The sequence below is a fragment of the Clostridium sp. chh4-2 genome, assembly GCF_002899675.1.
In the GTDB taxonomy this organism is placed as follows: Bacteria; Bacillota; Clostridia; order Lachnospirales; family Lachnospiraceae; genus CHH4-2.
The window spans coordinates 13,172-28,918 of the sequence record NZ_PKUU01000036.1; the positions used below are offsets into that span (position 1 = coordinate 13,172).

Here is a 15,747-nt window from a genome sequence, read left to right on the forward strand (position 1 = left end):
TTTTTACTTGGCTTTTAGAAAAATTCTGCACATTTAGAATCGCTTATGCCCGAAACTGGAATAGGAACGGCCATGGAAACTGCCAAAGCAGGCGCAGGTATTGGAATGCTGAACTGTTACATAAAGGGAGCATTTTCATGCATACATATACCGGGCTTTCAGATGTTCTGTTTTTTTAATATCACATCCAAATACGAAAATCCGGTAAGCGGGCCTTCCCTTGGTATAGTTTGGAATATCGTTCCGCTCATATCCGATTTTTCTTTCTGACAGGTATGCTTCCAATTCTTTGATCTTCTCCTCATCAAATGTGAACGCTATGATATGGGCCTTATACCACTTATCCGCAGTTAATTGATCCATGGCATAATCGACCAGTTCTTTTTCGCTGTCAAAAGACTTTAAAATGCGTTTATTGCCCCGCTCGGAGTAACACCAGTTAAACCGGTTTCCGTCTTCTTCTATGACAATGCCTTCCGGCGCAAAATGATGTCCGATTGTCAATTCCTGAAAAGAATAACAATTTTTTACCAGCCACGCTTCTAATTCCTGGATTGTATTCAATTTCTCCTGCTCCTTTTCATGTATAACAGCATTTTAACTCATCTACTATATCATAAAACAGCTGCTCCTGTCATCGTTTCTTTCTCCCATCCGCTTTATCGCTTTAAAGTTCAACGGCATAAAGCGTTGACATTATCATCCACATCGTTTAGAATACTAGCTATAAATCAATTAAAACATAAATGAGGGAAAAAATATGATTATTATTATGAAGCCAAATGCTTCCGACGAAGCAGTTAAAAAAGTCACGAATCTGATCGAAGCCAAGGGACTCCAGGTTCACCTTTCCAAGGGCGCCGAAGTCACAATCGTAGGTGTTGTAGGCGATAAAACAAAGCTTCAGGGCTCCAACATTGAGATTTCCGAAGGTGTCGACAAAGTTGTTGCCGTAACGGAATCTTACAAACTGGCAAACAAAAAATTCCACCCGGAAGACTCTGTAATCCAGGTTGGAAATACTACCATCGGGCCGGGCACGCTGACCATCATGGCCGGGCCTTGTGCGGTGGAAAGCCGGGAACAGCTGATGGAAACCGCATTTGCCGTTAAAAAAGCGGGTGCTACCTTCCTCCGCGGCGGCGCATATAAACCGAGAACTTCCCCTTACTCCTTCCAGGGTCTTGAAGAAGAAGGACTTAAATATATGAAAGAGGCGCGGGAAGCAACCGGGTTAAACGTTATCTGTGAGGTCACCAGCCTGCGCGCTATCGAATCCGCAGTCAACTATGTGGATATGCTGCAGATCGGAGCCAGAAATATGCAGAATTTCGAACTTTTAAAGGAAGCCGGAAAATCGGGAATCCCGATTCTTCTGAAACGTGGCCTTTCCGCTACCATCGACGAGTGGTTAAATGCGGCTGAATACATTATGTCGGAAGGAAACTCCAATGTCGTACTGTGTGAACGGGGAATCCGTACTTATGAGACGGCAACGCGGAACACGCTGGATATCAGCGCAGTGCCGGTCATCCGCACCAAGAGCCATCTTCCGATCATCGTGGACCCAAGCCATGCCACAGGCGTGCGCGCTTATGTGGCTCCGCTGGCTAAAGCCGCAATCGCAGTAGGAGCCGACGGATTAATGATTGAAGTTCATCCAAATCCTGCATGCGCCCTGTCGGATGGCCCTCAGTCGCTGACATTTGAGGCATTTGAAGAACTTACCGAAGAATTGAAACCTTATGCTGATCTTTCAAGGAGGCGTTTTAAATGACTGATTTAACCATTGGTTTTATCGGTTTCGGTTTAATTGGCGGTTCCATCGCCAAAGGGCTGAAACGGGCCTGTCCCGAGATCAAAATCATGGCCTATATGAGAACCCGTTCCAAACTGGAACAGGCAAAACAGGACAAGATTGTGGATGTTATTCTGGATGGAATCGATGAAACTCTGAATTCCTGCGATCTCATCTTTTTGTGCACTCCGGTAGAATATAATGCACAGTATCTCTCCGCTGTCCGCCCCTATCTGAAACCAGGAGCAGTCATCACAGATGTGGGCAGCACAAAAACTGATATTCACAGAGAAGTCGCCTCTCTTGGCATGGAATCCTGTTTTATCGGCGGTCATCCCATGGCCGGCTCGGAAAAAACAGGCTATGAAAATGCCACGGACCGCCTGTTGGAAAATGCCTATTACATCATCACTCCAACGTCTCAATCCAAAGAAGAGGATACCAGGCGTCTGGTAACCATAGCGGAATTAATCGGAGCTATTCCCATCGTTCTGGATTACCGGGAACATGACCGGATTGTGGCTGCCATCAGCCATCTTCCCCATATTGTCGCTTCCAGCCTTGTGAATCTGGTAAAGGATTCCGATAACCGGGAAGAGCTTATGAAACGTCTGGCTGCCGGCGGTTTTAAGGATATCACCCGAATCGCATCCGCATCTCCTGAGATGTGGGAACAGATCTGCATGACCAATACGGAAAATATCGTTGCCATGCTGGAAGCCTATATCGGCTCTCTCCAGGAAATATTAGGCCGGTTAAAAGTTCAGGATAAGCAGGCCGTTTACCAATTATTCGATACATCCAAAACTTACCGGAATTCCATTTCCGAATCCTCCAAAGGATCGGTGGCTCCTGAATATTCCTTTACCGTAGATGTGGCCGACGAACCGGGTGCCATCTCCACCTTATCCGTAATCCTCAGCGCACGCGGCATCAGCATCAGCAACATCGGCATCAATCATAACAGGGAACACGGCGAAGGCGCTTTAAAAATCGTATTTTACGATGAGGAATCCCGAAATAATGCCTGGACGCAGCTGTTAAAATACAATTACAAATTAATAAAATGTGAGTGAGGTTTCAACTTATGAAATTTAGAAAAGTGACGGGATTAAAAGGAGAAGTCACAGTACCGGGTGATAAATCCATCTCCCACCGCAGCGTCATGTTCGGTTCCATCGCAAAGGGAACCACAGAAATACATAATTATCTTCAGGGTGCTGACTGCCTGTCCACCATATCCTGTTTTCAAAAAATGGGTGTTGAAATTGAAAACAAAGGAGAAACCGTATTGGTGAAGGGAAATGGTCTCCGCGGCCTGAATGCTCCCTCCGGAGTGCTGGACTGCGGAAACAGCGGAACCACCACCCGACTGATCTCCGGAATCCTTTCAGCTCAGAATTTCGAAGTCACGCTGACCGGCGACCAGTCCATACAAAAACGCCCAATGAAGCGCATTATGGAGCCCCTCAGCATGATGGGCGCCAGCATCGAAAGCATTAACGGCAACGGATGCGCCCCGTTAAAGATTAAAGGTTCTCCGCTGCATGGAATCCACTACACCTCAAAGGTGGCTTCCGCCCAGGTGAAATCCGCAGTTTTGCTGGCCGGACTGTATGCGGACGGCGAAACACGCCTGACTGAGCCCTATGTATCCAGGAATCATACGGAACTGATGCTCTCCTATTTTGGCGCTGATGTGGCCACTTTGGAAACAACGGCAGTCATTCAGCCGGCAGTGGAGCTGTACGGCAATAAAATTGAAGTTCCCGGCGACATTTCATCCGCGGCATTTTTCCTTGCGGCCGGACTGATGGTTCCAAATTCCCAGATTCTGATAAAGAATGTGGGAATCAATCCCACCCGTGACGGAATCCTCCACGTATGCAGGGAGATGGGCGGAGATATCACCCTCCTTAATGAAAATTCCGGTTCCGGCGAGCCGACGGCAGACCTCTTAATCTCTTCCAGCCAGCTTCACGGAATCACCATAGGAGGCGCAATTATCCCAACCCTGATCGACGAGCTTCCCATGATCGCCGCCATGGCCTGTTTTGCGGAAGGCACCACCGTCATCAAAGACGCCGCAGAATTAAAGGTGAAGGAATCCAACCGGATCGAAGTGATGGTCCGCAATCTGACCGCTATGGGAGCCGATGTGGAAGAAACAGAGGACGGCATGATCATCCGCGGCGGCAGACCGCTTCACGGTGCCGTAATTGACAGCAAACTGGACCACCGGATCGCTATGACATTTGCCGTAACCGGATTGATGGCAGAGGGAGAAACGGAAATTCTGGGCGCGGAATGCGTAGATATCTCTTATCCTGGATTTTACAAGGATTTGGAACGGTTAATGCAGTGATTGGATAACTGCCGGCCAGACCGTTAACCTATAAAGACAAGCATAGAGGATACCTTGTGATGGTATCCTTCATGCTTGTCTTTTCTTTAAACCTATTCTTCAATTTATCGAGATCAGATGCTTTGTAAAAGCGCATCATCTTCGGGATATACTCATTTCAGCAAAGCTTATAAATTGATGGTTTCTTCGGAATCCATGTAATCGCAGAATTCATCCGTATTGCTGTAGGACAGATCGACCTTCATAAAGTCAGCCATTTTATAAAGTCCGTCATTTATGGTATCGATATTGTCTGAAGACAGCCCCTGCCCGATCTCATCTGATATCTTTTCAAACTCTTCCCTCTGCTTTTTAAGAGTCTCTATGGCCACAATGTTCAAGGTATCCGTGGCCTCATTGATATCTTTAATCCGTTCTTCGAAGATTTCGATAATCCTGTCCCGGCGTTTCTCCGCTTTGGTGCTGAACAAATCCACTTTGTCTAATAAATACATAAATAAGGCGGATGCGATTCCTGACAGCATTGTGGATAAAACCACTGACCATGGTTCGCCGATTCCGATCCGGTTCAGTAAGAATTCAATTCCGATGCCGGATATGGCTATGACACTGCCTCCAATTATCTTGACAATGGCGTCTCCTTTTTCTGCCGGGGTCATCTGGCTGGATTCTTTTCCAAAAAGAACCTTTGCGGACTGCACAAAGATCTTGATTCCTTCTTTTATGACTTTTAATACCTGCTTAAAGATCCCGACAAACAGGCTGATAATTCCCTCAACCAGAGAAGATACAAAGCCTTTTACAAAATCCAGAATGTTGTCTCCGAAAAATGCGGCCGCATGGGTGATCACATATTCTTTTACACGTCCAAATCTTATTTTAAGGGCCTCACCGACAGAACCTGCATTTACACCGGCTTCCATACCATTTTTAAAGATATCGGACATCTCGTAATAGATGGGCTTTACGATAAAAAGGATTAAGTTACCCACTGCGTAGTCGGCTGCCTGTTTGCCCGCATTTTTTACAGCCGTACCGTGAATTTCACCGGTTTTCTGTTTGCGCAGGGCTGCTTCTATATCCTGCTGTTCCTGTTTGGACGGGCCTTCTCCGTCATGCTCCTCTTTGTATTTCTCTATGGCCGCCTTGTAGGTTTTCTCATTGACTTCACCTTTACCCAAAAGGTTCTTGGCAACCGCTTCATTTGCCTTAGAATCGACCTCTTTCTCTGCCTTCTTCTGCAGGTTCAGCATCCGCTCTTTTGTCTGTTCATCAAGCGGCCGGCCGTGTTCGTCCATCCATTCGATGTATTCCGAATTGGACATTTCCTTTTTAACCTGATTGATTTCTGCAGATGTTACCGCAAAATTGTCATCGATATTGGCTATCCGTTTGATGTCGGAATCATCCAGGGCATAATTGCTTTTTAATTTTTCGTGGACTTGTTTTAAAGGTACAATGTGATCCGGCTGCGCCTGTTTCCTGTGGGTATCGTCATTATAATGCTGATTTGGGTTATCCTGCTTTAAATATAGATTTCTCTTCCCCGTATATTCATCGGTCAGAGTTTTCTCCCCAACCACCCGTTCTTCCTTATAACGCTCCATGGCCGCTTTGTCTTCATACAGCTTTCGCCTGTTGTCTGCGTTATATTCCTGGGTCATATTGGAGTTTACATCATCATTTTCCCTGGCATTTTTATATTCCGTATAGGCATTCACCGATGTTGTATTCTTTTGGATGCCGTCATAGTGAAATGATTCGCATTCCTGCAGAACTCTGGACGCATTTAACCCCTTCTTTCTGGCCGTTCTTCCGCCTGCTGTGGCTTCCAAAAGTCCATCTATGACCGCCATAAAGACAGGTTTTAAAATTTCATCTTCCATATGTTCTGCTGTTTCAAATTGTTTATATACCTCATCAATGATCTCCTGTGATGATTTCGCATCATAGAGTTCAAGCTCCTCCAGAATCTTCGTCACTTCCAGCGGTGATGCTTCTTTTAATTCCTCTATTGCACGTTTCTTTTGCTCATCCATCTTTTCACCCCACTTAGGCCACCCGATATGTTTCATCCACGCTTTCGTACTGCATTCTCATTGTATCACTGTATTTCTTAACACTGGCGGAGTCTTCCAATGACATAATCTGAGCGTCGATCATCGCTTTCATAATTTTGCTGGCCGTTATAATTGCTTCCACCTCTTTTTGCTGCATTTCCGGCAGCCTTCTGATGCTCATCTCCTTATGCACCAGTTTATGTGCAAAACTGATGCAGCGGATGTAGAGATAATTAACGGAATTATCAAGTCTTACCAACAGATTGGAATAAATCTCAATCAGAGAATTGAAATATTCCTCCACGTTTTCAAGAGACTCATCGATTACCTTTAATTTAGTGAGCTCTGCGTCCATTTTGGCAATCTCCGCATTGACTTTCATCTCCTCTTCTTCCACCGCATATAAGGTTTCCTTGGCTTTTTTCCTGGTATAAAAACCGGCGGTAAAAATAGCCTGAAGAGTAGTTTTAAATTTATGCTTATTAAAATCGATTTTATACAGCTGACTTCTGGAGCGCACACCATCAAAAGACAGCACGGCCGCCTTATACTCCTCCACCGTAAAATCCCGGCTTACGGATATATCTTTGATCTTTTCCATCTGTGCCGCCATCTGGACAAATAACTCCGTTTTGATTTTCTCCTTATATTTATTGATATTTTGTACCCTTTGTTCGATGGAATCCGTATACCGGTCAACCTCCGAATCAAACTGCGATCGTTTTTTCTGGTACCGTTCGGAAATTTGCTGATAAAGAGCTTCCGCTTCTTCAAATGTCTTTTTTCCCGTGAACTTATTCCATGCCCCGGTCACTTTCTCCTTTACATAATTTGCGGCTTTTTTTACGCCTGATGCAACCTTTTCGCATCCGCTTTTAATGGCACTTGTGATTTTTCCAAAAAATCCTCCGAAAATCCCCATCACTTTCTCCTCTGCTATTTATTAATATATTCGTATCCTTCTGCTAATAAATCGTTGAAATCCTGGGTCCAGCGAACCATCTTTCTGATTTCGGAATCTCTGAAGCCCCAGTCGTTGCCCAGTTTCATGATCCAGCTTTCTTCGTTGCTGTCAATCTCTTCATCCGCATCCAAAACTCCGGCCAGCTCAATAATAATTGCACGTTTCACCTTTTTATTGCTGGCCTGAAATGCGGTGACCAGTTCCTTCAATTCCTTATTCTGAACAACGTAGCCATCGATTCCCATCTCCATTTTATAGGTATTGAATACCGCCTCTTCGCTCGCTTTTACTGTGCCGTTCACTTTCATTGCAATTGCAGCCAGTTCCAAAAAGTTTTTTTGCTCTTTTTCATTCAGTAGATTCAAAAACATGTTGTCTCCCCTCCGTTAATTGATTTTCTTTCCATTTGGATCAAATTTTGTCTTAACAATTCTTATTTTTCCATCCACAAGAATCCGCTCTGTCCGTTCCTCCACTTGTCCATTGGTATAGAAATGCATCTCTGTGGTCACATTTCCGGCATTATCATAATTCCGGCTTCTTGTGATACGGCCGTCCTTATCGTATTCCATTTCATATATCTTCTTTTTGCCGGACTTCATCTCACTGAGTACCAGCTTATTCCCTTTATAATGGTTGAAAATCGTCATACCGGTTTCCTGGTCATGAATCTCCTCCACCCGGTTTGGATTTTTGCCTGCCGGTGCGACGCTTTCCCTCTGCTCTGAAGCATTTTTTAACATCTGGGCCAGAGAATTCAGGCTGGCAATCTGACTCTCTAAATTGTTCAGCTTACCGTTTACGCCCGCCTGATAGACTTCCACTATTTTTGAATAGCTGGTAACTGTATCATTTAGCCTGCTTACCTGAGATGTATCCTCATAAATCGCATGAAGCTGGGTTTTATGAGCCTGCTCCTCTTCCTGTTTTCTGCGTTCCAGTTCATTTTTCAGTTGTTCAATCTGGCTCTTTGTATTCTTTGAAAAGTCATTGACCTGCTTAAACAGATAATTATATGACCTATCTGCCTTTTCCGCATTCTCATCCGTGTTATCCAGCACTTGAACCAACAGTTTTGTTATGCTCTGCTGAAGCATGGATGTACCCACTGACAGCTGATCCATCCGCTTCTCAAGACCATTCTGAACCCGGATCACCTGTTCTTCAAGTCCTACGGTAATCGCTTGTACTTCTTTTTCATACAAATGAAGCGCTTGTTCCTGATGTTCGTTCAACTCTCTGGTGATGCGCACCACCTGTTCAGCCAGTTTTTCCGAATGAACCCTGGTCTTGTTTTCATATATGTCAATTTTATTCCCCAGCGCATTTAGCTGCTTATCCGCCAGTTCCCCATGGGCCTTTATAAGGCCATCGACTCTATCGCCCTGGGCTTTTATGAGGTTATTCGTCATCGTTCCCTGGCTGCTTATCAGTTCTTCTGTTTTGGTTTCCTGGGTCTGGAAGAGGCCGTGTATCATGGCTCCCTGAGCTTTTATAAGGTCTTCTGTCTTGATTTCCTGAGCTTTTATAAGATCATTCGTCTCAATTCCCTGTTTTTCTATCAGATCACCTACCTTGGTTCCCTGGGTCTTCATAAGCTCATTCATTTCGAATTTCTGAGCTTTCATCAATTCGTCTGTCTTACTTCCACGTTCTTCTATCAACTCACTAATCTTGACTCCCTGATTGCTCATCAGTTCGTCCGTTTTATTTCCACGCGCTTCTATCAACTCACTAATCCTGATTCCCTGAGCGCTCATTAGTTCGTCGGCCTTATTTCCACGGGCTTCGATCAATTCTTCGGTCTTAGCTCCCTGGGTCTCCATCTGCTCACTAAGCTTAATTCCCTGAGCTTTCACCAACTCACTAATTTTGATTTCCTGAACATTCACCAGTTCGTCGGTCTTATTGCCGCGCTCTTCGATCAATTCTCCTGTCTTAAACCCCTGGTCTTTTATAAGACCATCTATCATAACTCCCTGAGCTGCTATTAATCTGTCTGTCTTCTCAGAACAAAGCTCCATTGTACGCAGCGCCTCATCCGCCTTCTCCCGGATCAGGGTATTTTCCACAGCGGAAGCTTCCTTCATTTCTCCTAAAATAGCCAATGACTGCTCGTCAATCCAGCCTTTTTCGTCCTCTGCCAATTTAGAAATCAACTTCTGAACATCAGTCAAATGACCGGCAGCTGATTCTGCCATTTCCCGCATCAAACCATCCGTTCTTCCTGATGTCTCTTCAATGCTGGCCCTGATTTCAGCCGAATTGGTTCTTGAGGATTCTTCCACACTTGCAACAACAGCCGCTTTGTGCTGCTCCATCCGTTCCCCGCATTCCCTCATGGACTGGTCCGCTTTCATCTGCAATGCATCCAATCGATCTGTAAGAACTTCTGTCTTCTGTTCCAGATGAGTGCTTCCCGCTTTCGCTGCCTCCGCAATATGCGTTAATATGCCTTCTGTATTGATTCCGGCATTCTCCATCATCCGCTCATTGGATTCAAGGATTTCCTTATTCAGTTCTGTATTCTGCTCCGTTAACATGGCTGACTTTTTCTCTATGAGTTCATTCAGCTGTTTATTCTCCGCAGCATTCTGCTGCATATGTATTTCAGCCAGTTCTTTCATCTCCGCCCCATTCTTCTCATTTGAATTAAGAATGGTTTCCTGAACGAGATTCAAATAATCAGTAACTGCCTTTGATGCCTCTTTTGCGGAGACTTCTGTTTTATCCAAAACCGCCTGTGTATGCGCCGTCATCTGAGCGCTGCATTCCTGCATAGACTGATCTGCTTTCTGCTGCATATCATCCAGTTTTTCCGAAAGAATTTCCGCCTCACGGTTTAGAAGGTCAGTCTGTCCTCTTAACATATCCGCTTTCTCATGGATCAGGCCGTCCAAATTCTTTTCCAATGTGATGCATTGTGACAGCAGAGTTTCCGCCTGTTCCTGTGCGGCATAGGCATTCCGGTCGCTGATTTCCTGAAAACCGGATTCCATGGATTCCAGCTTATCCGTAAGAAGGGACGACTGCTCTATAAACAGGGCATTTTCCTCTTTTTGATTATCAATGAGTTTATCCAGAAGTAAGTTTCCGTGCTTATCCAGATTGTCATTGATCCTGCTGCTTGTTATATCAAAGTTTTCTTCAAATCCTGAAAGTTTTTCCATCGTTTCGTTGGATGTTTTATTGAATGCATCCAGTTCTGTCTTTAATGCGTTATCAATAACATTCAAGATTTTTTCCGTATGATCTTCATTCTGCCTTTGAATTAAATCTGCCAGCCGGTTTTCCAATTCTGTGTTTTTCTCATTCATCTCATTCATATTCTGTTCCAGCAGGCCGACCCGTTCAAGCAAAATGTTTTTGTTGTTTTCCAAATACTCCCTGTATTTATGACGGACATGTAAATACAGAACGCCAACATACCCCATCATCAAAAGCAATAAGAAAACGGTCACGCAAGTGACAGCCCAAAATGGGATAAAATGTTTCAAGATCCCACAGTTCAGAATTTCCAACAGCGCAAAACTGGTCACAACCATGTACCAATACTGCGCTTTCTGCTCTATTAATTTCTTTAATTTTTCCAGCTGCTCCATCTTTTGCCTCCTCAACCCGTATCATTTCTATTTTCACAAACCCGATACCATTTCCCCTTATTTTTAATGTATTTAATATTTATAAAGCAGCAGATCATTCAAAGATATCCAGGTTCTGACCTGCTCTAATTGCCGTTTTATCACCATGCAATCACCTCCCACAAAGCCTATTATACAAAATCCCATGGACATCTATTGTCTATCTCATATTTTTTATCCGTTTCTTTCCTCCCATCAAAAAAGACATTGCAGAGATCTCTTTCTACAATGCCCGCGATAAATGCAACTGGCTGACATTTTACAGTCCCTATAGTTTTGCGTCATAAGCTTTCGCTTATTTTGCCAAAAAGAACAACTCACTAAACTACGATATAAGGAATTGTTCAACGCTCAATTATCACATCCTTATGATAAAAATATTATAACCGACTCTTGATACAAGATCAACGATATTTTGTATAATTTTTATATATTTCTGATTATCATTCTATATTTTAGTGCAATTATCATAAATTGAATGTATTTTTTCAAAAAGAAGGCAGATGTCGGAATACCTTCCATGCATCTGCCCTACTCTTTTTTATTTTCCGTTTTTTTGAATCATATCACATCGATCTGGCACATCTTCATCGCCTCTAATGCATTTTGATGACTTTCAGGCGTTACCCCCGCACAGCAGCTGCTGTCCACCAGAATTGGCACAGACGGCATCGCAGCCTTTAAAATCAGCGCATTGGAAATCACGCAGATATCCGTACAAAGTCCTGCAAGTTCCACGCTTTCATATCCGCCCGCCGCAACGTACCCGGCGCAGTCCAGGCTTCCGAACGTGATTTTTTCAAACCGTTTTCCGTCATAACGGCCGATCTCCTTTTGCAGTTCCCAGCCCGGCGTCCCTTTTATGCAGTGGGAAACGGGAAGTTTTTTCCCTTCCATGGTTTCCAGATAATCGTCAAAATGCGTATCCAGAGTAAAAATCACCTCGTCCGAACGCTCCTGATATTCCTCAATCTTCTTAATCACAGCAGGAACGATCGCTTCCGCCTCTTTAGTGCCCAATGTTCCGTCAATAAAATCATTCTGCATATCCACCACAATCAATAATTTTTTCATTTCCTCTGCCTCACTGTTTTTCATCAAATGTTATCCTGTTATCAGATATTTTATCATAGTTTGCGTCCGGAAAAAAGGAAATATCTTTAATTTTTGATTTTAAACAAAAGCCTGCTGTAGTATACTTATAAAATATAGAAAACAATCCGGAGGAAGTATTTATGGAACAGGACGAAATGCTGGAACTGCTCACACAATTAAAAAAATCAAGCGAGCGCAGAGAAGAATATGCCAAAAAACAATACCTGATGTCTAAAATAACGGCCGCCGCCAGCATGACGGCACTGGCCCTTGTTATCAGTGCCAGCCTGTTTGCGCTGCCTCGTTTAAAAACCATGTTTACCAGCATCGACACGGTCATGTCCGATATGGAAACCATAACCAACGAACTGGCAAAAGCTAACCTGGGCCAGATGATAGACGGGATTGACCAGTTGGTTTCCACCAGCGAATACAGCATCAAACAGGCATCCGACCGTTTGAATGCCCTGGATATCGACAGCCTGAACAAGTCCATCCAAAGCCTTCACGATATCGTCGAGCCGCTTTCAAAACTGTTTAATTACCAATAATTAATTTTAAAAACCCGGTTGACAAATACTGTTCAAAGTATTATGATACTGATTAATAAAATAAACCGTTGAGAAAGAGGAGTAAGCTTCTAAACAAGATTACAGAGAGTCGCAGGTGGTGGGATTGCGATATGGCGTTTTTAGCTGAATGGACTTTTGAGGGCGGTCTTGAATTTATCAGTAGGGACCGACGGCAACCACAACCGTTATTGATGTGGCATATATGTTTGTATATGAGGAAAAGTGGACTTCGGTCAATTTGAGTGGCACCGCGGATGTTAATTCGTCTCAAATATGTTAATTTAACATATTTGAGACTTTTTTTATGTCATAGAAATGCTCCTATGACAAAAAAAAGCCCTCCGGGCGGGATTCTTTCTTATTTCATCCCCAACACCTCACAAAAACATGGACGGTATTTTATTAAAATATTATTTCAAATTATGGAGGAAACGATTATGAAGAAAACTATTTTATCAGTAATGCTGGCAGCTGCAACTGCTGCTTCCCTTTTATCAGGCTGTTCCAAACCTGCATCCAATGACGCGTCATCATCTGCTGCCGCTTCCACCGATTCGGCAACGGCAGGCACTACAGAGAAGCAGGCGGAGAATGTAAAAGAAACTTCCGCAGAAGAAAGCTATACCATCGGCATCGGACAGTTTGCGGAACACGGTTCTCTCGACAACTGCCGGGAAGGATTTTTACAGGGTCTGGCCGATGAGGGAATCATCGAAGGCAAGAATTTGACTATCTACTATGAAAATGCCCAGGCCGACGGCGGAACCGCAAGTCAGATCATGGACAATTTCATGAGCAAAAAAGCGGATCTGATCTGCGCTATCGCAACTCCTATCGCTCAGAGCGCATACAGCGCAACAAAGAAGACCGACGTTCCGGTTATTTACACAGCCGTTACAGATCCTGTTTTAGCTGAGCTTGCCAACGCGGACGGCACACCGGTGGGCAATATTACAGGCACCAGCGATAAACTTCCTGTAGAAAAACAGTTGGAAATGATCCGCGCCATTTTACCTGACGCAAAAAAAATCGGAATCATGTACAGCACCAGCGAAGTGAATTCCGAATCCGCCATTGCAGAATATAAAGCGGCAGCTCCTGCCTATGGATTTGAAATCGTAGAAAGCGGTATTTCAGCCGCAGCAGACATTCCTCTGGCAGCCGATTCCCTTCTTGAAAAAGTGGACTGTCTGAACAATTTAACAGATAACACAGTCGTAAGCGCTCTCCCTGTTATTCTGGATAAAGCGGGCAAGAAAAATATCCCTGTATTCGGCTCCGAAGTAGAGCAGGTTAAGATCGGCTGTCTGGCAACCGTAGGTCTGGATTACATCGACTTAGGAAAGCAGACAGGAAAAATGGCTGCCCAGGTTTTAAAAGGCGAGAAAAAAGCCAGCGAAATCAACTTTGAAGTGATCGCGGAAGCATCCTTCTACGGCAACACAGAGGTTGCTGAGAATCTTGGAATCACACTGCCTGAATCCCTGACCTCATCAGCCAAAGAGATGTTTGACACCATCTCCCATTAATAGAAAATGACACCGGAGGTTTAATCATGTCAATCGTACTTGGCGTTTTACAAGAAGGTTTTATCTATGCCATCATGGCATTAGGCGTTTACATCACATATAAAATTCTGGATTTTCCGGATCTTTCAGTTGACGGCACGTTCCCTTTGGGAGCGGCTGTCACTGCTACGTTAATCCTGTCCGGAATGAATCCGGCCACCGCTCTCCTGTTCGCATTTATAGCAGGAGCCGCCGCCGGGGCCGTCACCGGCATCATTCACGTAAAATTGAAAGTCCGCGACCTTCTGTCCGGTATCATTGTCATGACTGCCTTATATTCCATTAATTTAACCATTGCAGGAAAGGCTAATGTCCCGATCTTCAGTAAGGAAACGATCTTTGAAAATGCATTTTTAGACAGCATTATTCCTCCTGCTCTGGCTCCTTACTCAGTGGTTATCATCCTGTTCCTCATCGTTGTTTTCGTGAAAATCCTTCTGGATCTTTATATGAGAACCCGTTCCGGTTATCTTCTGCGCGCCGCCGGTGACAACGATGTCCTCGTAACCTCTCTTGCAAAAGACAAGGGTACGGTAAAAATCATCGGTTTAGCCATTGCAAACGGCTTTGCGGCCCTTGCAGGAAGTATCTACTGCCAGCAGAACGGATTTTTCGAGATCAGCACGGGAACCGGCACCATTGTAATCGGCCTTGCCAACGTGATTATCGGTACAAAGCTTTTGAAACGCGTCAGCTTTGTAAAAGCCACCACCGCGGTAGTGATCGGCTCCATCATTTACAAAGCCTGCGTATCCATTGCCATTTCCTTCGCTATATCTTTGGGATTAGGCGCTTCCAACTTAAAGCTCATCACTTCCGTCCTTTTCTTAGTGATTCTGGTGCTGAGCAATCAAAAAGGAAAGAAGGTGGCCGGCCATGCTTAAACTTCAAAATATCAATAAATACTACAATGCTGGCACCGTCAATGAAATGTGCCTGTTTGAAGACTTTAATTTAACAATCCGGGACAATGAATTTGTATCCGTGGTCGGAAGCAACGGCTCCGGCAAGACTTCCATGCTGAATATCATCTGCGGAAGCATACCGGTTGACAGCGGCCAGGTGATAATCAACACCACTGATATTACCAATATGCCGGAATACAAACGCCAGCGCACCATCGGCCGCGTTTATCAAAATCCGGCTATGGGAACCTGTCCCAGCATGACCATCCTGGAAAATATGTCCCTGGCCGACAATAAAGGGAAATCCTTTAATCTCCGCCGCGGAACCAACAAACAGCGGATCGATTTTTACCGTGACCAGTTAAGCTTTCTCGGACTCGGCCTGGAAGACAAACTCCACGTTAAAGTGGGGTCTCTGTCAGGCGGCCAGCGTCAGGCTATGGCTCTTCTCATGTCCACCATGACTCCCATTGAATTCCTGATTCTGGATGAGCACACCGCCGCTTTAGACCCGAAAACAGCGGAGATCATCATGCAGCTGACCGATAAAGTTGTAAAAGAGAAAAAACTGACCACCATTATGGTCACCCACAATTTAAGATATGCCGTTGAATACGGGAACCGCCTCATCATGATGCATCAGGGCCGCGCCATAATCGACAAGGCCGGCGATGAAAAAGCGAAGGTTCAAATTGACGATATTCTGGATCAATTCAACGAGATAAGTATTGAATGCGGCAATTAAAAATTGAAATATCGGATATGCAAAAGAGGACTGC

General features: G+C 44.5%; 13 protein-coding genes, 1 riboswitch and 1 other annotated feature. Of the genes, 7 read left to right on the forward strand and 6 right to left on the reverse strand.

The features are described 5' to 3' along the window. Positions 1-135: 135 nt before the first annotated feature. On the reverse strand, positions 136-564 hold the full coding sequence (locus C0033_RS25170; protein ID WP_103230612.1) for a hypothetical protein: 429 nt from the start codon (positions 562-564) through the stop codon (positions 136-138). 196 nt (positions 565-760) lie between these two features. Here C0033_RS25170 and aroF point away from each other — a divergent pair, with 196 nt between their 5' ends. The 3 genes from aroF to aroA are packed head-to-tail and all read left to right on the forward strand — an operon-like array spanning position 761 to position 4,163. Continuing rightward, positions 761-1,777, forward strand: coding sequence for a 3-deoxy-7-phosphoheptulonate synthase (aroF, locus tag C0033_RS25175; protein ID WP_103230613.1), 1,017 nt, complete (start codon positions 761-763; stop codon positions 1,775-1,777). Further along, positions 1,774-2,874 (forward strand): prephenate dehydrogenase, encoded by a 1,101-nt coding sequence (locus tag C0033_RS25180; RefSeq protein WP_103230614.1) that lies wholly within the window; start codon positions 1,774-1,776, stop codon positions 2,872-2,874. The genes aroF and C0033_RS25180 overlap by 4 nt, the downstream gene beginning before the upstream one ends. An 11-nt stretch (positions 2,875-2,885) precedes the next feature. Then, on the forward strand, positions 2,886-4,163 hold the full coding sequence (gene aroA, locus C0033_RS25185; RefSeq protein ID WP_103230615.1) for a 3-phosphoshikimate 1-carboxyvinyltransferase: 1,278 nt from the start codon (positions 2,886-2,888) through the stop codon (positions 4,161-4,163). A 167-nt stretch (positions 4,164-4,330) separates the two neighbouring features. On the opposite strand, the gene C0033_RS25190 is transcribed toward aroA, so the two are convergent. The 5 genes from C0033_RS25190 to C0033_RS25210 all read right to left on the reverse strand — a co-directional run bounded on the left by C0033_RS25190 (position 4,331) and on the right by C0033_RS25210 (position 11,902). Next, on the reverse strand, positions 4,331-6,238 hold the full coding sequence (locus C0033_RS25190) for a DNA repair protein (protein ID WP_242984595.1): 1,908 nt from the start codon (positions 6,236-6,238) through the stop codon (positions 4,331-4,333). Beyond that, positions 6,216-7,145 carry a DNA repair protein gene (locus C0033_RS25195; RefSeq protein ID WP_103230616.1) on the reverse strand — a complete coding sequence of 310 codons (930 nt, stop codon included), beginning with the start codon at positions 7,143-7,145 and terminating at the stop codon, positions 6,216-6,218. Before C0033_RS25195 ends, C0033_RS25190 begins: the two co-directional genes overlap by 23 nt. Before the next feature lie 14 nt (positions 7,146-7,159). Next, on the reverse strand, positions 7,160-7,558 hold the full coding sequence (locus tag C0033_RS25200; RefSeq protein ID WP_103230617.1) for a hypothetical protein: 399 nt from the start codon (positions 7,556-7,558) through the stop codon (positions 7,160-7,162). A gap of 15 nt (positions 7,559-7,573) precedes the next feature. Beyond that, positions 7,574-10,789 carry a hypothetical protein gene (locus tag C0033_RS25205; protein ID WP_103230618.1) on the reverse strand — a complete coding sequence of 1,072 codons (3,216 nt, stop codon included), beginning with the start codon at positions 10,787-10,789 and terminating at the stop codon, positions 7,574-7,576. A 278-nt stretch (positions 10,790-11,067) separates the two neighbouring features. Further along, a riboswitch (cyclic di-GMP riboswitch) is annotated at positions 11,068-11,143 on the reverse strand. Positions 11,144-11,389: 246 nt separating this feature from the next. Then, complete coding sequence (locus C0033_RS25210) at positions 11,390-11,902, reverse strand: isochorismatase family cysteine hydrolase (RefSeq protein ID WP_103230638.1); 513 nt, start codon at positions 11,900-11,902, stop codon at positions 11,390-11,392. Positions 11,903-12,063: 161 nt separating this feature from the next. Here C0033_RS25210 and C0033_RS25215 point away from each other — a divergent pair, with 161 nt between their 5' ends. From C0033_RS25215 to C0033_RS25230, 4 genes are all read left to right on the forward strand, one after another. Further along, positions 12,064-12,474, forward strand: a complete 411-nt coding sequence (locus tag C0033_RS25215; protein WP_103230619.1) for a hypothetical protein — start codon at positions 12,064-12,066, stop codon at positions 12,472-12,474. Between the two features lie 59 nt (positions 12,475-12,533). Continuing rightward, positions 12,534-12,768 (forward strand) — a binding site (T-box leader). A gap of 164 nt (positions 12,769-12,932) precedes the next feature. Next, positions 12,933-14,024 (forward strand): ABC transporter substrate-binding protein, encoded by a 1,092-nt coding sequence (locus C0033_RS25220; protein ID WP_103230639.1) that lies wholly within the window; start codon positions 12,933-12,935, stop codon positions 14,022-14,024. A gap of 26 nt (positions 14,025-14,050) precedes the next feature. Beyond that, on the forward strand, positions 14,051-14,947 hold the full coding sequence (locus tag C0033_RS25225) for an ABC transporter permease (RefSeq protein WP_103230620.1): 897 nt from the start codon (positions 14,051-14,053) through the stop codon (positions 14,945-14,947). Further along, positions 14,940-15,713 carry an ATP-binding cassette domain-containing protein gene (locus tag C0033_RS25230; protein ID WP_103230621.1) on the forward strand — a complete coding sequence of 258 codons (774 nt, stop codon included), beginning with the start codon at positions 14,940-14,942 and terminating at the stop codon, positions 15,711-15,713. Before C0033_RS25225 ends, C0033_RS25230 begins: the two co-directional genes overlap by 8 nt. Positions 15,714-15,747 lie beyond the last annotated feature (34 nt).